The organism is Nocardiopsis flavescens (assembly GCF_900141985.1).
Taxonomy (GTDB): Bacteria; Actinomycetota; Actinomycetes; order Streptosporangiales; family Streptosporangiaceae; genus Nocardiopsis; species Nocardiopsis flavescens.
Map to the genome: position 1 here is coordinate 131,679 of NZ_FQZK01000009.1, position 18,092 is coordinate 149,770.

Sequence of the window (18,092 nt, forward strand, 5' to 3'; positions counted from 1 at the left end):
CTGGCCGCAATCGCCGTCCGACCAAGGACGATGATGGGGGACGCCGCCCGTTCGGGCCGCGTCCCCCACGCGTCGGGAGTGTCGCCCCAGGGCCGGATACCTCCGCGGAGAACACCCGAAAACCCGCGTTTCCCGTACGCGAGTCCGGGCCCGTGGAACGCGACGACGCCTCAGCCGGAGGAGAGGACCAGGAGCAGCTTTCGACCGGCCCGGTCGATCTCGGCCACGGTCACCGGAACCTCTTCTCCCAACGCGGGGCGCCCGGTGCCCCCGGGTGCGTGGATCAGGCCCTCGATGCCTGGTGCCAGTCTGACGAAGACCCCGAACGGCACCTCCCCGACCACCTCGCCGTGCAGTCGGTCGCCGACCGCCGTCCGGTCCGCGAAGTCCTTGAAGGGGTCGGGTGCGGTGGCGCGCAACGACAGGCGTGCCTCGCCGTTCGTGGTGTCGAACTGGAGGAAGAGGCAGGTCACACGTTGGCCGACCCGGACAGCCTCCTCCGGGTGCCGGAGAGACGACCAGGACAGCTCGGGGACGGTGACGAAGCCGACCCCGGGAAAGGAGGGGTGCGGCGGGCCGTCGTCCAGGGCCACGAACACGCCGAAGTCCCGGATGAGGGCGACCGTGCCGGTCAGGGGCTGGTCCGGAGAGAGGGAGGACAGGAACTCCCACAGCTCGGGGTGCGCGGTGGCGGTGGCGGACAGGCGGACCCGGCCCTGCCGGAGGGCCGCGGAGGTGACGGCCGCGGCGATCCGCCGGCCGGGTTCGGCCCCGGGGCGGGCGCGGGAGAAGTCCCAGGTCAGGTCCGAGGAACCGACCTCGCCGCGCGGTCCCTCGGGAAAGGCGTCGAGTGCGACCTCCCAGGCGCCGGAACGCGTCGTTGCGAGGACGGTGCCGTACAGCACGTCCCCCACCCGCACCCCTGCGGGCAGTTCGCCCGTCCCGTCCTTGCTCATTGCGTCTCCACACGGCATCTGTTCCCGGATGTACAAGACCTTCCCAGGCCCCGGCGACGGGCTCCGGTCTCGGCGGGCCGGGCCGGCCGTCCGCCCGCCCGCCCGTGGGCTTCACCAGGGCCCACAGCACGAGCAGTCGAACCCGACACGAATCGGAACCATCCGTGCCTTCGGCCGGCGGGAACGGCCGACACGATCGCACCCGGAGGTAGCGGGCTCCGAGGTGCCGGGGCCTACGCGGCGGCCTCCTCCCGAACGGCGGGTGCCACCTGCCGGAGCCCCAGGCACCGCATCCGCGGAACGGCTCCCTGCCGCGCCTGTTTCCTCAGAGGGGGATGTCGTCGTGTCGGGTGCGTTCCAGGATGTGGACGGGGAAGTAGGGGGAGTCCAGGTCGGGGTGGAAATCCGGAACGACCCGGGCCAGGTCAATGGAGTGAGTGGCCTAGGGCTGTGCGGTGGCATGTCCGGCCCGTAGGTCGAAGAGGCTTTCCTTTCGATTCCTTGGGCGACCCTTCGAAATTCATTCCCCCCTCTCGGCCTTCTTTATCTCCTCTTGCAGCCACTCTGGAATCCTGTCGGGACGGCGAGGGTATTTCTTCATTTCCTCTGCGTAGTCCTGCGGGGTTGGGGGGAATGTGAAATCAGGCCTCTCGTCATAATTGAAATCAACGCTGTATTTCCCGGGAGGAGTAATGGTGTATTTAAGTGAGAACCAAGTTCCCTGGCCTTCGGTGTACATCCCGTGCCGCAGGTTCCTTGAATGGCTGAATGCCTCCTTGGAGGATCCGAAAGGCTCGGCTGTTCCGTCTTCTCGGAACACGACGATGCCACCCGTTGCGGCTCCGCCGACCTTCTTGTAAGTGAACTCTATTCTGGCCCACCCTTCTGGGTGCTGTTCCAAGATGGAACGCCCCACGGAATTTAGTGCTTCCTGCTGCTCCAGAGGGCTCATTCCGCCAGGCTGGTGAAACATCATTCCTCCCATTTCGGGTGGTTATCGTACTCCAGGGGATCCTGGCGCACTCCGTTGATTGACCATTCAATGTGGACTATGGCGGGCGGTGGATAGAATACTTCACCTGTTGCCGGATCGCTGATGGGCTTCATGGTGGAGTCATCTTCCAGGGATATTTCTACACGCACTTTCGGTGGGTTGGGGCCTGCTGAAAGGATGGGTTTCCATGCCGCCATCTGGGTGTCGTAGCCGTCCCCCAATCCTCTTCTGAGGGAACTCTCATTATTTTTGATAAGGCCGTACCATGTCCATTCGGCCCGACGGAAGCTGCCGGATATACCTGGTCGGACAACGCGTTCCTGATTAACGATGTCCATCATTGGAGCCTGATTTAGGCGCTCTCCGGGGCCCATGAACTCCGACGATCCAAAAAGGTGTCCTCCGTTCCATTTTCCCACATCCAGTAGCTTTACTTCGCCAGGCTCCGGATCCCGGTCGTGGATCTCCCGAAAATCATTTTTGATCTGTTCATTGAGGAGTTCGAAATACCTCCTCCCCATCCTGTTGACTTTATCCTGTTCGTTCGTATTTCTTTTTTGATTACCGTATTCCAGCTCACCTTCCGCGTAGACGGTGCGACGATTGGCGTCTGTTTTGAATGTATACTCAGCCTTCCCTGTGTTGACGATGTAGGTGGCGTTCGGGTGGGGATTCAACATCTCTGGGTGCCGGGATTTCGGGTGTTGCGACTCCAGTCGCACTTCAACGATATCCCCGTGTGAATCTGTTCGATATGTACTTTGAAGTATACCGGCCGAATCGAACAAACGATACGTTGTGTCCGGTTGTAGCGCTAGGCCATTGTCTCCGAAGCGTTCCTTGGGACCCGGGTATCCGTCCTGTCCCGGTTCGATCCTGATTGGCCCGCCCCCTGTTGCAAGGGAAGGCGGGTTCGGCCCATTTCCTTCATTGCTCCCTCTGGAGGGGGCGCCAGAAGAGGCTGCACTGTCGGGACCAAAGCTGATCGTTCCGCCGCGGTTGGTGAAACCCGGGTGCGGGTCGGTGACGGTGGTGGCGCCGCGGGGGGTGTCACGGGGGTTGGAGCCGTCGCCGGTGCTGTTGGTGACGGTGGGAGTGTCGTGGCGGGCGGTGATCTCGTTGCCCGCGCCGTCGACCACGACGCGCTGGCCGTCCCGGGCCTCGATCAGGGACGGGTCGGTCTCGTAGCGCCGGACCGGGGTGTCGTGGACCGCGGACGCGTCGTCGGGGACCTGGGAGGCCACCCAGAGGTCCTGCTGGTCGCGCAGGCCCTCCTCCAGTTCGGCGCGGGACCGCGGGTCCACGCCGTCCAGGAACTCCCGGCCCGCGGCCAACCCGGCGGCGGTCGGGTCGGCGGGCCGCTCCGGGGCGGCGCCGTCGCCGGAGGGGGAACGGGTGTCCTGCTCGCGCAGGCCCTCCAGGCCGGTGAGCAGGCCGCGCAGCCTCTGCGGGTCGATCCCCAGCGCCCGCAGCGTGTTGTCGGTCAGGGAGACGACAGGGGTGGCCTGGCCGGAACCGCCGCCGGAGATGGCGTGGCGTCCGGAGGCCGCGCCGTCGACCAGGTTCTGCAACGCGTCGGTCGGCCCGCGGGTGCCGCCGCCGATCCCGTCGAAGATCTTCAGCCCCTTGTACGCCAGCAGCGGCACTCCGACCACCGCGCCCACCCCGGTCGCGGACAGCGCCACCCCCACCGCGATCGTGCCCGCGTTCAGCGCCGCGGTCGCGATCACGTACCCGGGCCGCTCTCCCCACTCCCGCCAGGGCACCACCGCGTGCGCAGCCTCCACCGCGGAGTCCCACGCGATCTCCCGGCTGCGCTCCCAGCTCTGGAACCCCCAGTGGTCGATCTCGGCGTCGTACAGGCCCACCACGGCGCCCGCGCCCTCGACCACCCCGCGCCAGTGGTCGCCGGCGTTGGTCCCCCACTCGAAGTCCCAGCCCCCCGCCCCGTACATCCCGGTCATGCCGCCGGCGTTCTCGACGATCCCGGAGCCGAAGTCCCAGACGCCGTGCTGGACGTCCACCCACCAGTAGTGGTCGACGCCGATCCCGGGCCCGCCCCAGGCGCTCTCCAGCTCCTCGGTGACCTCGGTGAACCCGTAGGCGATCTCACCCCCGCGCAGCTCTGTGGACCCGTCCGGGTCCACCGCCGTGTACCGGCGGGCGCTGAACAGGGCGTTGACGGCGTTGGCGCACGCGGCCTCCGCCGCCATGAAGTCGACCTGGATGCGGACCTTCTCGGAGTTGATCCGCGTGTACTCGGTGTACTCCTCGCTCTCCCCGCCCCACAGGGTGCCCTTGGCCCAGTCCTCGTCGTCGGCGACCCGTTCGTTGAACCGGCGCGCATCCCCTTGGAGCGCCCAGGCTTCCTTGCGGAGCTTGCGGGCCTTCTCCGCGAAGGTGTCCAGGGCGGTGGCCGCCGTGCCCAGGGCGCCGCTCACCTCCTCGGCGTCGTCGGGGACCGAGTCCACCGCCGAGAACAGCACCCCGGACTCAGGGGCGCTGTAGCAGGAGGCCAGCCCGCCCCAGGCCGCGTGGATGTCGCCCGCGCTCTCGGCGATGTCGGCCCCGTCGCCCCGCAGGTCGCCCGCGGTGTACTCCAGCCGGTCCGGGTCGGTGCCGGGGACGAAGAAGGAACTCGGGTCGAAGGGGGCTGGGCTCACGGGTCACCGCTCCGGAGGGTGGGGGAAGGGGTCGGGGCCGGTCGGGGGGCAGGAGACGGGTGGAACAGGGGTGCCGGGTCAGCGGTAGTGGGGCCGCTGCCCGCCGCCCGCCGAGGGGGTGGCCTCGGTGGCGGGTTCGCGTCCGGCGTTGAGCTGGGCCTGGGCCGCCATCTCCAGGTTTCCCGCCACGTAGTGGTTCGTGGCCTCGTAGGCCCCGCCGACCGCGCGCAGGGTCGTCTCGGCCATGCCGCCCAGGACGCCGAAGTAGTGCTCGGCGAACCGTCCCAGGGCTTCGGAGACGATGCCGCTGCCGCTCTCCTCCACGGCGTTGCCCAGATGCGTCTCCAACCGGGTCAGACCACGGGTCAGCCCGGAGCCGCCCTCCTCGTCGCCCAGGTGGCCCAGAGTGGTCTCCAGGACCCCGCCGACCCGGGCGGGATCGATATCCCAAGCGCTCACGGGTGCTCGCTCTCATCGTCGGAGGGGACAGAAGGGGCAGGGGGTGCGGGGGAGAAGGCGCAGGGGCGGAACTCCGCCGGGGGAGCGTCGGCCCCCGACTCCTCGATGTGACCAGAGTCACTCTCGGGCGTATTCGTGGCGGCGACCGTCGCCCACAGTTTTCCGAGAGCGGCGCGCGTTGTTGCGATATCCGCTTTGACCTGCGAATTCACGTGCTCCGCAATACGTTCGATCCGATCTCGGGCGGGATCGCCCGCGCCGGGTCCGCCTTCTCCGGTATCCGTCGGGGGGGAGGGATCGGCGGACGGCTCCGCGCCCCCGACCTCCGGTACCCCGTCCCAGTCCTCGGACTCCACGACCTCGAACTTCACCGAGCGCCACCCCTTTGTCCACAGGTTGCCGACATGACTATTTCTCGGACCGTGACCGCTTGTAGTATGCAGTTCCTCCCTTTCGGGGTCATCGGGTCTCTTATGCGACTCCGCGGGCCCTCTTTCGAACTGTCGGCACCCCCTGTGCATCCTCCTTCTACGGGAGGCGACAGCCTCGCGAGGACCCCCGAGAAAGAAGCAGGTGAACGGATGTCACGTTGGGAAGTCGGCGACACGACGCTGGCCACTCTGGGGCAGAGCACCTCGGGCTCGGGCGATGAGCTCAGCTCGCTGATCCAGCAACTCGTCCAGGCGGCCGAACCGCTCGTCGGCAAGTTCGACGGTGCGGGCAAGGCCGCCTTCGACTCGTTCAAGACGCGGGCCGACGGGATCACCGCCGACCTGAGGGCCGGCCTCGGCTCCATCCAGGTCGGCCAGGAGGGCATGAACACCGCGTTCGTCAGCGGTTCGGACACCATGGCCGACGACGCCAACGCCAGCATGGGCGCGGCCAACTTCGACGCCGCCAAGTTCCGCTGACCCTTCGGCCACCGCACCCCCGAGGAGCTTCCAGATGAAGAACGCGTACGACGTCGGGGCCTCCCAGGAGGCCCAGGGCAACATCAACACCATCATGAACCGGCTCGAGGGCATCATCGGCGAGCGCGACACCGACGTCAGCTCCGCCATGGCCGAGTTCGAGGCCACCGGTGTCTCCGAGGAGTACAGCGCCAAGGAACTCAAGTGGCACAACGCGGCCAACGAGGTCCGTGAGATCATCCGGCTGGTCCGCGAGACCCTGGAGACCAACGACTCCACCGCGCAGGAGACCCTGAGCCGCGCCAACTCCGCGGTCCAGAACATCTGACGCCGCGTCCGGCGCCCCGGACGGGGCCCGGTACGGGAACGAGAAGCGACGAGGAGCACGGGTGGCACGCGACTACGACAGCCAGCTGCTGGAGTCCGTCGCCGTACGCCGACAGCGGCTGCGCGAGGCCGTGCTCTTCGGCGGGCAGCGCACCCGGCGCCGCCTCGACGAGAACATCGCCAAGGTGCTGATCAGCGCCTGCCTCGCCGCCGTGGTCTGCGGCGGGACGGTCGGCTGGTCCTTCGTCAGCCACCAGCTGGGCTCCCAGCGCATCGAGCAGGAGCAGGCGGCGTCCGGTCCCGCCGACCGCGCGCTCGCCTCCACCCCCGGCGACTGGGTGGGTGCCGAGGTCACCTTCGACCACCTGCGGGCCGAACTGGACGCGGCCGGGGTCCCCGAGAGCCTGTACGTGCTCCCCGGGGACCCCCGGCCCGAAACCGGCACCGTCGACGGCTACTACCTCGTCACCGCGGACGGGGAGGGCTACCTGTCGGTGTCCGTCATGGACTACGACCAGGGCCGCGCCGGGCCCGAGTTCAGCACCGAGGACGAGACCGTGCGCTGGCTCCACCGCGAACTGGCCACCACCGAGGCCGCCCCCGAGCGGCTCGGCACCGCCGAGGAGGCCGAGGTCGCCGAGAACACCGCCGCACTCGTCGACGACGTCCGCGGAAACCTCGAACAGCGCAGCGGCGGCTCCTACCTGCACACCCTCGAACCCGGCAACGTGGTGGACGCCTTCGGCCAGGAGAGCGGCCGCCGCCTCTACCCGGACGGCACGCCCTTCGACGAACGCGGACTGCCCGGGTACGCCCGCACCGACGCCGACGGGAACACCCTCTACCACCGCTACCGGGTGATCCACCCCTTCCAGGTGACCGCCACGACCGCCCCGGCCGACGGGGACTCCCCCGGGGGCGCCGTCCGGTTCACCCTGGACACCGCCGGGTTCGGCGAGGTGCCGCCCGTGCCCACCCTCCGCTGGCTCATCGGCAACGGCTACGTCGAACGCGTCGCCGTCACCGACGCGCCCGCCTGACCCGCCGGCCCCGCGGGCCCGGCACAGCGAAGAACGACCGCGCACCGCGCAACGGCGGTGCGGCGAAGAACAACGACACGGCGAACACGGCAGGATGGGAAGGCAATGACCGCTTGGAGCCGCGTGACTCTCGTCGGCGAGGAGCGCAGGGTCGACGCGGTCCTGCCCGCGGCGGAACCCGTGGGCGCGCTCATGCCGGAGGTGCTCGAACTCCTCGGCGACCCCGTCGAGAACCCGGCGCGCCTGCGCCACCTGGTCACCGCGTCCGGGGCCGTCCTGGAGGGCGACACCACCCTCGCCGACCGGCAGATCGCCGACGGGGCGGTGCTGCGCCTGGTCCGGGCCGAGGAGCCGGTCCCCGCACCGGTCGTGCACGAGGTCCCCGAGGCCGTCTCCAAGGCGATCGACGACCACGCCGGCCGCTGGAACCCCGTGGCGGCCCGGTGGACCGCCACCGGTTCGCTCGTCGCCCTCGCCCTCACCGGTGCCTGGACCGCGCACCTGTACGCGCCCTCCACCGGCGGCATGGTCGGCCTCGCCGCGGTCGCGGCGCTGCTCATGGTGGCCGGGGCCGCGCTCGGTCCCACCTGGCGCGAGCCGCTGGGCACCGCACTCTCCATCGCCGGGGCCGCCGTCGGCGGTCTCACCCTGTGGCTGGCCAGCGATCTCTTCGGCTGGCCGGAGTGGGCGCGCTGGGGCGGGCTCGCCGCCCTCGTGGCCCTCCTCGTCCTGCTGCTCGGCCTCACCTCCGGCCTGGGCCGGGGCGGGCTCACCGGCGGCGGCACCGGTCTGGTCCTGGCCGTGGTCTGGTCGGGGGCGGCCGCGCTGGGACTTCCCGCGTACCAGGTCGCGGCCGTGATGACCGTGGCGTGCGTGGTGCTGCTCAGCATGCTGCTGCGCCTGGCCCTGATGTTCTCCGGGCTGGCGGTGCTGGACGACAGGCGCAGCTCCGGGGACTCGGTGGCCCGCGGCGACGTGCTCGCCTCCGTCGCCGGCGCCCACCGCAGCCTCGTCATCGCCACCCTCGCCGTGGCGGTGGCCACGGCCACCGCGGGCATCGGGCTCGCCACGCACTTCGACCCGTGGACGGCCGGGCTGTCCGCGGTGCTGGCCATCGTGGTGGCCAGCCGGGCCCGGCTGTTCCCCCTGGTGGCGCAGAAGGCGGCGCTCACGGCGGCGAGCCTGGTGGTGCTGGCGGCGTTCCTCTTCTCCTGGACACAGGCGTACTCGTGGGGGGTGTGGCCGGCACTGGGCGTCGCCGCGGCCGCCGCCGCCATTCCCGCGGTGGTGCTGTCCGTGGAACAGCCCGAGCACGTGCGGGCCCGGCTGCGCGGGATCACCAGCAGGTTCGAGGCGGTCGCCGTCGTGGTGCTGGTGCCGCTGGCCATCGGCGCCTTCGGCACCTACCAGCGCCTTCTCGACACGTTCTGAGCGGGGGACCGATGAACACCGAACAGGTCGGGCAGGCGGCGCCGGTGTCCGGCGACCCGTGGGTGCGCCGGGCCGGGCGGGCCGTGCTGCGGCCGTTCCGGCCGGTGGACGAGATGGCCCGCGCCATCGAACTGGGCGCCGGGTTGCAGCGTTCCACGTCCACCGGGCGGCGGATCGCCGTCGACGACCTCGGGACCGGCGCCGACGCCGCGGTCGTGACGGCGCTCATGGCCCGGGCCCTGGCCCACTTCCGCCACGACCGGGTGCTGGCGGTGGACGCCATCGGCCGGGAGCCCTCGCTGGCCGACCGGCTGGGTGCGGCGGGGCCGGGGGACCTGGGGCGGGCGGACGCCGCCGTGTTCGAGACGGTGTGCGAGGGCCTGGGGGAGGTCACCGAACGGCTCTGGACGGCGCGGACCGACCCGGCCGACACCCGCGCTTACACTTTGGCGCTGCTTCCGGTGTCCCGGTTCTTCGGGGTGACCCTGGTGGCGGGCGAGCACGGCGGCGGGTTCCTGGAGACGGTGGCCCGGGGAGCGCACGCGCGGGTCCGCGTGGTGCGGGCGACCCGCGACGCGGTGCTGCGGGTCGGCCGGGAACTGGACGTGATGGCGGCCCAGGGGCGCGAGCAGGAGGCCGGACGGACCGTGGTGGTGGTCCTGGACCAGGAGCGCGGCGAGGACCGGGGCCTGGACGTGGCGCGCACGGCGCGGATCATCGCCGAGAGCGGCGCAGAGGTGGTCGCCCTGCCGCACGACCGCCACCTGGCGCAGGGGACGGCGGTGCTGCCGCGCCGGATCGCCGAGAGCACGCACCGGCTGGTGCAGGCGGTGGCGGTGGCCGCCCTGGACCGAGCGATCGACGGCGGCCCGAGCACGGGGAGCGGACGATGAACCGGAACGAGAAGGACCGGGAGCCGGTCGACGGGGAGCCGTACGTCCCGGAGGGCGAGATCCCGCCCCCGGCGTACGCCCGGCCCGACCCGAACACGCCGCCCGGCGGCCGGCCGGGGTGGACGGAGCCGTCCGGCGGGCACCCCGCCCCCGGAGCGGAGGCGCCGGGGCGCGCCCCCTCCGGTGCGCACCAGGGGTGGTTCCCGACATCCGGGCACGTGGACCGGGGTGTGTCCTCGGGCGGGCAGTGGGGATGGGGCACGGATCCGGGCGCACGGTACGGGGACGGCGCCCCGGGTGCGCCGTCCGGAGGCCGACCGGGGTGGGAGGAGCCCTCGGGGGGACGGACGGGCCCGGGCACCCCTCCCGGCGGACGGCACGGGCACGGCGCCCCCTCGGGAGGACGGCAGGGCGGCCCGCCCGGAGGAACCCCGGCGCGGGGCGGACCGCCCGGGGGGCGGCCCGGGTGGGCGGCGCCCTCCGGCGGGCAGCCGCATCCGAACGCGCCGTCCGGGGGGCGGCCCGGGTGGGGTGCGCCCTCCGGCGGGCAGCCGGATCCGCACGTCCCCTCCGGCGGACACCAGGGCTGGGGGCCTCCGCCGGGGGACGGCCCGCAGCCGGACCAGCCCTCCGACGGTCGGCCGGGACGGGGCGGCCCCCCGGCCGGGCGGCCGGATCCGCACGCTCCCTCCGGTGACCGGCAGGGGTGGGCCGCCCCTTCGGGCGGACGGCCGGATCCGCACGCTCCGTCCGGCGGACAGCAGGCGTGGGGGCCGCCACCGGGGGGCCGACCGGAGCAGGGCGGCCCGCACGGGAACGGTCCCGCCCAGGGCGGGAACCCCTCGTCGGGCGGGCAGCCCGGGTGGGGCGCGCCGTCCGGCGGACAGCCCGCCCCGGGATACCGCGACCCGGCGCGGCCCGGACACCAGGGCTTCGTGCCGGGGCGGCGGCCCCACGAGCACGACCGTCCCCGGGAAGGGCACCCGCCCGGCCCGCAACCGCCGCGCCCCTACGCCCAGGACTCGGTCGTCGAGGCCTTCCTCAGCGGTACGCCCATGCCCCAGCGGGAGGCGCCGCCCTGGTTCCCGGAGCCGGAACCCCGGCACGACGTGTCCGGGCCGCAGGCCTCCGCGGCTCCGCCGGCGGCGCCCTGGGCCCCCGCTCCGGAGCGGGGGCGCCCCGAGCCGCCCGCGGCCCAGGGCTGGACCCGCGCTCCGCGGGTGGTCGGCCAGCCGCGTCCGGCGGATCCGAACGTCATCAACGTGTGGGGGCAGGAGGAGCCGACCGACCCGGACGCCGAGGAGACGGACGTCTTCCTCGTGATGGGCTCCGACCGCCGGGCCCGCGCGGAGCTGAAGGAGGAGGGAGAGGAGAGCCCTCCCGGCCGGGAGGCGGAACCGTCCGTGTCCCCGGCGGCGGAGACGGCTCCCGAGCCCGCCCCCGAACCGGAGACCGGGCCGGAACCCGGGGACGAGGGTGCCCTGCTGTACCGGGGGGTGTCGCTGTTCTCCCCGGAGACGGAGGCGCGGCCCCGGCCCGATTCCGCTCCCGACGCGGCTCCGGCGGACCGCGCGCACGACGTCCGCGGGGCGGACGGGGGGCCCGCGGACACCGAAGCGCAGACCGGGGCCGCCCTCGACCCCGCGGGGGACACGGTGCGGCTGGACGCGGAGGCCGCCGCCCCGGCGGGCGCCGCACGCGCGGCGGCCGGGGAGGCCGAACCGCCCGCCGCGCCGCCGGTGCGGGAGGAGGCCGTCGGCCGTGTCGACGCTGCGGCGGCCGGGTCGGACGGGGCGGACGACCGGGGCGGTACGCCCGGGCCCGAGGGGGCCCGGTACTCCGGCCTTGCCGTCGGCGGGGTGGCCGGGGGGCCGGCCGCTGCGCCTGACGGCCCTGCCGATGCCGGGGCTTCCGGGATGCACGGGGCGGACGCCGCCGCCGGTGCGTCCGAGACCGGTGCGGTTCCGCACGCCGGCGTCGCCGGCGGCGGGGTGTCCGGGACGCGGGTGGCCGCTGCGGGCGGGGATGCGCCCGACGGTGGTGCGGACGCCGTGGTGGTCGAGGCGCGGGAGACGGGCGACGGCTCTGCCGGCAGCGGGGTGGCCGGAGGGCGGGCCGCTGCGGCGGCCGACGCCGAGCCCGCAGCTACCGAGCCCGCAGACGCTGTGGCCGGGGAGCCGGCCGACGCCCGGGGTGCCGGGGCGCGGGCGGAAGGGGTCCCGTACGCCGACCTCTACGCCCCGCCTACCTCCGAGCAGCCCGCGACCGTCGACCGGCGGGGGCCGGACGCCGCCGGAGACCCCCACGAGCGGGCCGCGCGGCACACCGGCCCCGCCCCCTCCGGTGTCGTGTCGGAGCGCGGGTCGGTGACGGCCTCCGCCGGTGCGGCCTCCTACTTCGGCTCGGGGGACGCCGCGTCCGCTTTCCTCTCCGGCCGCGCCGCGGACTCCTTCGCCCCGGCCTACGCCGCCCCCGGCGGCTACGAGCAGCGCCTCGCCGAGGTCAAGCCCGTCCCGGACTCCGTGTGGAAACGCGCGGTCTTCACCGTCACCCGCGGCCGGGTCAACCCGGGCTGACATCCCGTCATCGGTTCACAGGAGGAAGGAGGCGCGCCCACCTCCCCAGCGGACGCGCCTCCCGGGGCGCCGTGACGGCGCCCCCTCTTCACCGGGCGGCGCGGACCGCCCCTCGGGGCCAGAAGGTCCGCGGGCGTCGCCCGGCGGGGCCGATCCGGTCCGTCCCCTCGGCGGAACCCGGTCGGCCCTACCGCCCGGCACCGGGCCCAGCCCCCCTCAAGGCGGGCCGCGCGGTGCCGGGCGGCGTTCACGGGGTCACGGCGACCGCCCTTCGAGGAAGCCGATCATCGACAGGGCCTCGTGGTGGGTCTCCGGCAGCGGCGTCGCCCACACCGCCGCCCCGTGCTCCCAGCCGGGACCTCGGCGCAGCAGGTCCAGTTCGCCGTCCAGCTCGGGGACCTCCGGGGCCAGCACCGCGATCCGGCCCCGCCCCAGCACGCAGACGGACTCGCCGCGGGTGAAGAACCGGGACAGCTCGTACGCGAGCACGATCATCCGCGCCGCCCGCCGCCACGGGTCCAGCGCCGGGTCGAGCAGCAGCACGACCAGGCGGTGGCCCACGTCCTCCGCGCCGCGGTACAGCTCGCCCAGCCGGGTCCTCAGGTACGCCGGGGTGCCCAGCCCGGTCAGCGGGTCCAGGCACGTGTCGCCGTGGTCCCGGCCCTCCTCGGCCCAGCCCTCGGCCAGCGCCCGGACCAGGTCCATCGGCGGATCGCGCCACCCCGCCACCTCGGTGAACGCGGCCATGTCGGTCAGGCTCTCGCCGATCCCCAGGCCGGCGCGCGCCCGGGCCCGGCCCAGCCGTTCACAGGCCTGCGGCAGGTCCCCGCCGACGAGGAACGCGGCGCACACCAGGTCGACGGCCGGCGTCCACCACTCGTCCGGCGACGCCCAACCGGTCTCCCGGCTCCTGCGCTCCCATGGAGCGCGCAGCCCGTGAACTGCTACGGTGCCCGTCTCCGCCATGTTTCCTCCCTTCCCGGCGCGCGGTCGGGCCCGTGCCCCCGCAACAGGCCCTCCCGCGCGCGCTCACCCTGATTACGGAGATCGGTGGCGGCCATGACGCGGATACGGGATATTTCTTTGACGTGTTTCTCCGCCGGCCGGAAGCCCCCCTTCCCCGGCTCCCCCGCACATGCGAGAAAGGGACGTTCGGGTGTCCGACGCCGAGGCTGACCACACTGAGGTACTGACGGGTGACGCCGAGTACATCCGGCGTGTGCGCGACGGCGAGACCGCCGCCTACGCCGTGCTGTACGAGCGCCATGCCGCCTGTGCCCGCGGCCTCGCCCGGCAGCTGCTCCGCGGTGACGCGGAGGTGGAGGACGCGGTGGCCGAGGCGTTCACCCGGGTGCTCAGCGTCATCCAGCGCGGCAAGGGCCCCACGGACTCCTTCCGGCCGTACCTGCTGACCGCGGTCCGCAACGCCGCCTACGACCGCGGGCGCGGGGAGAAGCGCCAGGTCGTCACCGACGACATGGACAGCCTGGACCCGGGCGTCCCCTTCGTGGACCCCGCGCTGGAGGGCCTGGAGCGCTCGCTGATCGCCCGCGCCTTCCTCTCCCTGCCCGAACGCTGGCAGGCGGTGCTGTGGCACACCGAGATCGAGGGCGCCAAGCCCTCGGAGGCCGCCGCCATCCTGGGCCTGAACCCCAACGGCGTCGCCGCCCTGGCCTACCGGGCCCGGGAGGGCCTGCGGCAGGCCTACCTCCAGATGCACCTGGCGGGCGGCGCCGTCGCCGAGGCCTGCCGGCCCACGGTGGGGCTGCTCGGCGGTTACGTCCGGGGCGGCCTGTCCAAGCGCGACACCGCCAAGGTCGACAAGCACCTGGACGGCTGCGCGGACTGCCGCGAGGTGTACGCGGAGCTGATGGACGTCAACGTCGGCCTGCGCGGCGTGATCCTGCCCATGGTGGTCGGCGTCGGAGCCACCGGCTACCTCGCGCTCACCCCCGGCGGCGCGGTCACGGGCGCCTGGTGGAACCGGATGTCGCGCCGTCAGCAGCAGGCCACGGCGGGCGGCGTCGCCGCGGCCGGGGTGGCGGTGGCGGTCGCGCTGGCGCTGGTGGGCGGCCAGACGCCGGTGCCCCCCGCGAACGAGGCGGCCCCGGCCCAGGTCCCGCCGGCGGTGCCGCCCGCGCCGGGCGCAGACCCGGACTCCCCGCAGGGCGCGCCCCCGCTCCCGGGCGCCCCGCCTGCGCGGGACCCGGAGGCCGGCCCCCCCGATCCCGACCCGCAGAACCGCCCGAGACCGGACGACCCGGCCCCGGCGGTGCCCCCCGCCGACGTCCCCGAGGAGGAGGTCCCGGCCGAGGAGGCGCCCGAGCCGCTGTTCGCGGTGGGCATCGACCCGGTGGGGGCCCTGGTCCCGGGCGGCTCCGGGATCATGGTCCTGGACGTGCGCAACCTGGGCGCGCCCACGCTCGTCGAGGTCCTCGCCATGATCACGCTGCCCCCCGGCGTGGAGATGGCGGCCTCGGGCGGCGCGGGCAACGCGGTGCGGATGGCCGACGGCGAGGGCGACTGGAGCTGCGCGGCGGGTTCCGGCGGCGGCGAGTGCGCGCGCCCGGCGATGGGCGCGGGCGAGAACAGCACCTACTTCTTCGACGTGACCGTGTCCCCGGACGCCGAGCTCGACGTCCCCGCGACGGCGACGGTGTCCTCGGGCGCGGTCAGCGCGGCCGCCACCGGGGAGCGCGGCGTCACCGCCGAGGGGGTCCCCGCCCGGTACGCGACCGCGGGCCGGGTGGCGGTGGAGACCGTCGGCAACTCCCTGATGACCTGCACCGAACCCGAGGGCACGTGGCCCTGGCCGTGGTGGGGCCGCCCCGGGGTCCCCGGGGCCCCGGGTGCGTCGCCGGGAACGGAGCCCTCTCCGGCCCCGCCCGCGGTCCCGGGATCCCCGGAGCCGGAGGAGGACGCCGACCTGTCCCGCGCGCCCCGCGACCCGGACCCGGTCGTGCCCGGCCCCGGGCCGGACGGGATCCTGCCCGGTACCCCCGTGTCCCCGGAGGAGGAAGGGGGCGCTGAGCCCTCCGAGCCGGAGGGGGCTCCGCCGGTCCCCGAGGCCGGTCCCGATGACGATGCGGTCACGGAACCCGGCGGCGCGACCCCCCGGGGCTACGACCCCGAGCCCTCCCCCGAGCCCGGCCCCCTCTCGGACGGCCCGTGCGCCCAGGCGCGCGAGCGTCAGGGGGACGCCCGGGACAACGACAACTGGGTCATGGCCCCGCGCGACGACGACGCGAACGAGGGCACCGCCTCCTCCAGCTCCGCCGTATGGAACCTGCCCGAGGGCGGCCGGGTCCGCTGGGCGGGCCTGTACTTCTCGGCGGCGGGCTCCCACGGCGCGCACACCGCGCGGATCAAGGGCCCGGCGGAGGACGTCTACCACACGGTCACCGCCACCGACGTGCGCTCCGCCGAGCTGCCGGGCTTCCCGGCCTACCAGGCCTTCGCCGACGTCACCGGCCTGGTGCGGGCCCAGGGCGGCGGGCAGTGGTGGGTCGGCGACATCCCTGCCCTGGAGGGGCGCGCCCTCTACGCGGGCTGGAGCCTGGTGGTCGTGGTCGAGGACCCGGCGATCGGCTCCTACAACCAGGCGATGGTGCTGGACGAGACCGGTGCGGTGTTCCACGACTCCACGGGGCTGCGCTTCCCGGTGTCCGGCCTGCTGCCGGCGTCGGTGGCCGCACAGGTGGACGTGGTCGCCTGGGAGGGGGACGCCGACCTGGGCGGCGACCGCGTGACCGTGGACGGGGCGGTGGCCGCCCCGGTCGCAGGGTACGGCACCGCCGACAACGTGTTCGTCGGATCGGCCCGGGGCGCCGTGGGGGACCCGATGGCCTTCGGCACCGACGTGGTCCGATTCGCTCCCGTGCTGGGCAGGGAAACGGACATCCGAATCCTGTCGGAACAGGACGCGGTCCTGGCCGGGGTGGTCGCCCTGGTGGCACCGATGCGCACCTGAAACCCCGTTCCCACCAAGGGGGTCCGGGTTTCGGGGAGGCGCCCGCCGTGCCGCCCCACCGCGGTTCCTCACGGTGGGTTCTCCGAACCGTGACTGTCCGTGTTCGCAAGGGCCACGCAAAACCAGACAGACTTGGCTAGGCTGTGGCCCGGTCATGGATATGGCCCCAGAGTCAACAGGGAAGGGGGCGATGTCGTGGACCGTTGCGCGTTGTTCGTCGACGCGGGATACCTTCTCGCGGACGGCGCGATGGCCGTGCACGGAACCCGCAACCGGGACTCCGTCTCCTGGGACTACTCCGGTCTCGTGCAGTTCCTCAACGAGGTCGCACGCGACCGCACCGGCCTGCCCTTGCTGCGCTGCTACTGGTACGAGGCGGTCTCCGACGACCGCCGCACCCAGGAGCAGGAGGGCATCGCGGACATCCCCGGCGTGAAGTTCCGCGCCGCGCGGATCAGACCGGGCCGGCGCGAGGGCGTCGAGAGCTACGTCCAGCGCGACCTCGCCAACCTGGTCCGGACCGGCGCCCTGTGCGACGTGGTCCTGGTCAGCGGGGACGAGGACATGGCCCCGGTGGTCGCCGAGGTCCAGGACGCGGGTGTGCGCGTCACCGTCGTGCACGTCTCGGTCGAGGGCAACTGGACCATCTCCCGGGCGTTGCGCCGCGAGTGCGACGACCTCATCGAGATCGGCGCCGGCCACCTGCGCCCGCACGTCAGCCTGCTGTCGGGCGGCGCCGCCCCGCAGGAGACCGCGGCCAAGACCACCACCCCGTTCGCGAACGGGCGCGGGCGCTCCGCCCCCGAGACCCCGCGCCGGCCCGTCGCCACCGCCCAGCCCGGGGGATCCCGGGTGGAGCCGGTCGACACCTCCACCGGCGGCCTGGAGGCGATGTTCGCCGGGACCGGCGAACAGGCGGTCGCGCAGGGCACCGCCATGGAGCAGCTGCGCGCCATGCGCCGCACCCTGGCCCAGCAGCGCGGCGGGGACCACCTCGCCGGGCCGGGCGGCGAGGCCCGCGGCGGTGGCATCGACGCCAACGGCTTCCCCTCGGGGGGCCAACCGGCCGCCAACGGCACCGGCGGGTACCCGCCGCAGGCCGGGGGCTACCCGCCGGCCACGGGGAGCCACCCCTCGCTCCGGCCGGAGCAGGGCGGGTACGGCGACCAGGGCGGGTACGGGGTGCCCGGCCGGCAGGCGCCGCCGCCGATGACCGGGCCGCAGCAGGCGTTCACCGCGGGGACGGGGCCACAGCAGTCCTTCGCGGCGGGCACCGGGCCGCAGCAGTCGTTCGCCAACGGGACGGGGCCCCAGCGCTCCTTCGCCGAGGACGGGCGGCCGGGGCACGCGCCACCCAGAGGCGGGCAGCCACAGGACCCGCGGTTCCCCGGAGGGAACGAACCCGGGTACGGGGGTGCGAACGACGCAAACCCTACCTATGGGACCAGTACGGCAACTGACGCCGCCTCCCACGGCGGGGTGGGCCCCTACGGGGGCGCACCGCCGACTGGTCCCGCCCATGAGACCGGGTTCGGGACGTCCGGATACCGCGAATCCCGGCCCGGTCCCGGATATCCCCAGCAGATGCCCTCCGGCGCGCATACCGTTGACGAAGCGGTGCATGTCGCGCGCCGGGAGGGGAACGACTTCGCGGAGTCGATCGCACGCGAGGCTCCCGCCCTGTGGGTCGAGGCCGTCCTCGCCCGCAGGCCCCGGATGCCCTCCGACCTGGAGGCGCGTCTGCTCCAGGGGTCCTCACTGCCGATAGACCACCTGTTGCGCGACGAGGTGCGGGACGGACTGCGCCAAGGGTTCTGGCACGCACTGGAGCGTGCCAGGCGCTAGCGCCGCGTGCGAGTCGGAAGGTGGAGG

General features: G+C 73.5%; 13 protein-coding genes. 8 read left to right on the forward strand and 5 right to left on the reverse strand.

The genetic code is table 11. The features are described from left to right. Nucleotides 1–170: 170 nt before the first annotated feature. From BUE45_RS16265 to BUE45_RS16280, 4 genes are all read right to left on the reverse strand, one after another. The gene (locus BUE45_RS16265; RefSeq protein ID WP_073380180.1) at nt 171–956 is read right to left on the reverse strand and encodes a S1 RNA-binding domain-containing protein; all 786 of its coding nucleotides are present in this window, start codon (nt 954–956) and stop codon (nt 171–173) included. Between the two features lie 520 nt (nt 957–1,476). Beyond that, nucleotides 1,477–1,908, reverse strand: coding sequence for a hypothetical protein (locus BUE45_RS33415; RefSeq protein WP_143173381.1), 432 nt, complete (start codon nt 1,906–1,908; stop codon nt 1,477–1,479). Nucleotides 1,909–1,928: 20 nt separating this feature from the next. After that, nucleotides 1,929–4,613 carry a hypothetical protein gene (locus BUE45_RS16275; protein ID WP_073380182.1) on the reverse strand — a complete coding sequence of 895 codons (2,685 nt, stop codon included), beginning with the start codon at nt 4,611–4,613 and terminating at the stop codon, nt 1,929–1,931. A gap of 78 nt (nt 4,614–4,691) precedes the next feature. Next, on the reverse strand, nt 4,692–5,072 hold the full coding sequence (locus BUE45_RS16280) for a DUF6507 family protein (protein WP_073380183.1): 381 nt from the start codon (nt 5,070–5,072) through the stop codon (nt 4,692–4,694). A gap of 581 nt (nt 5,073–5,653) precedes the next feature. Here BUE45_RS16280 and BUE45_RS16285 point away from each other — a divergent pair. From BUE45_RS16285 to BUE45_RS16310, 6 genes are all read left to right on the forward strand, one after another. Next, nucleotides 5,654–5,983 (forward strand): hypothetical protein, encoded by a 330-nt coding sequence (locus BUE45_RS16285; protein WP_073380184.1) that lies wholly within the window; start codon nt 5,654–5,656, stop codon nt 5,981–5,983. Between the two features lie 34 nt (nt 5,984–6,017). Continuing rightward, nucleotides 6,018–6,311 (forward strand): pore-forming ESAT-6 family protein, encoded by a 294-nt coding sequence (locus BUE45_RS16290; RefSeq protein WP_073380185.1) that lies wholly within the window; start codon nt 6,018–6,020, stop codon nt 6,309–6,311. 61 nt (nt 6,312–6,372) lie between these two features. Further along, a complete protein-coding gene (locus BUE45_RS16295) occupies nt 6,373–7,350 on the forward strand; it encodes a TNT domain-containing protein (protein WP_073380186.1) in 978 nt (325 codons plus the stop codon). A 105-nt stretch (nt 7,351–7,455) separates the two neighbouring features. Then, complete coding sequence (gene eccD / locus BUE45_RS16300) at nt 7,456–8,781, forward strand: type VII secretion integral membrane protein EccD (protein ID WP_073380187.1); 1,326 nt, start codon at nt 7,456–7,458, stop codon at nt 8,779–8,781. Between the two features lie 11 nt (nt 8,782–8,792). Continuing rightward, complete coding sequence (locus tag BUE45_RS16305; RefSeq protein WP_073380188.1) at nt 8,793–9,674, forward strand: ATPase; 882 nt, start codon at nt 8,793–8,795, stop codon at nt 9,672–9,674. A gap of 1,055 nt (nt 9,675–10,729) precedes the next feature. Beyond that, nucleotides 10,730–12,250, forward strand: a complete 1,521-nt coding sequence (locus tag BUE45_RS16310; protein ID WP_073380189.1) for a hypothetical protein — start codon at nt 10,730–10,732, stop codon at nt 12,248–12,250. Nucleotides 12,251–12,505: 255 nt separating this feature from the next. On the opposite strand, the gene BUE45_RS16315 is transcribed toward BUE45_RS16310, so the two are convergent. Further along, the gene (locus BUE45_RS16315; RefSeq protein WP_073380190.1) at nt 12,506–13,216 is read right to left on the reverse strand and encodes a nucleotidyl cyclase domain-containing protein; all 711 of its coding nucleotides are present in this window, start codon (nt 13,214–13,216) and stop codon (nt 12,506–12,508) included. Between the two features lie 190 nt (nt 13,217–13,406). Here BUE45_RS16315 and BUE45_RS16320 point away from each other — a divergent pair, with 190 nt between their 5' ends. Together BUE45_RS16320 and BUE45_RS16325 are read left to right on the forward strand one after the other, a co-directional pair. Further along, entirely contained in the window at nt 13,407–16,220 is a 2,814-nt protein-coding gene (locus BUE45_RS16320) for a sigma-70 family RNA polymerase sigma factor (protein WP_073380191.1), read from the forward strand. 195 nt (nt 16,221–16,415) lie between these two features. After that, the gene (locus BUE45_RS16325; protein ID WP_073380192.1) at nt 16,416–18,065 is read left to right on the forward strand and encodes an NYN domain-containing protein; all 1,650 of its coding nucleotides are present in this window, start codon (nt 16,416–16,418) and stop codon (nt 18,063–18,065) included. Nucleotides 18,066–18,092 lie beyond the last annotated feature (27 nt).

Bases quoted from the DNA above. Each gene is read 5' to 3' on its own strand.
- BUE45_RS16265 (WP_073380180.1), bottom strand. From the start codon at position 956: ATGAGCAAGGACGGGACGGGCGAACTGCCCGCAGGGGTGCGGGTGGGG.
- BUE45_RS33415 (WP_143173381.1), bottom strand. From the start codon at position 1,908: ATGAGCCCTCTGGAGCAGCAGGAAGCACTAAATTCCGTGGGGCGTTCC.
- BUE45_RS16285 (WP_073380184.1), top strand. From the start codon at position 5,654: ATGTCACGTTGGGAAGTCGGCGACACGACGCTGGCCACTCTGGGGCAG.
- BUE45_RS16290 (WP_073380185.1), top strand. From the start codon at position 6,018: ATGAAGAACGCGTACGACGTCGGGGCCTCCCAGGAGGCCCAGGGCAAC.
- eccD (WP_073380187.1), top strand. From the start codon at position 7,456: ATGACCGCTTGGAGCCGCGTGACTCTCGTCGGCGAGGAGCGCAGGGTC.
- BUE45_RS16305 (WP_073380188.1), top strand. From the start codon at position 8,793: ATGAACACCGAACAGGTCGGGCAGGCGGCGCCGGTGTCCGGCGACCCG.
- BUE45_RS16310 (WP_073380189.1), top strand. From the start codon at position 10,730: ATGCCCCAGCGGGAGGCGCCGCCCTGGTTCCCGGAGCCGGAACCCCGG.
- BUE45_RS16315 (WP_073380190.1), bottom strand. From the start codon at position 13,216: ATGGCGGAGACGGGCACCGTAGCAGTTCACGGGCTGCGCGCTCCATGG.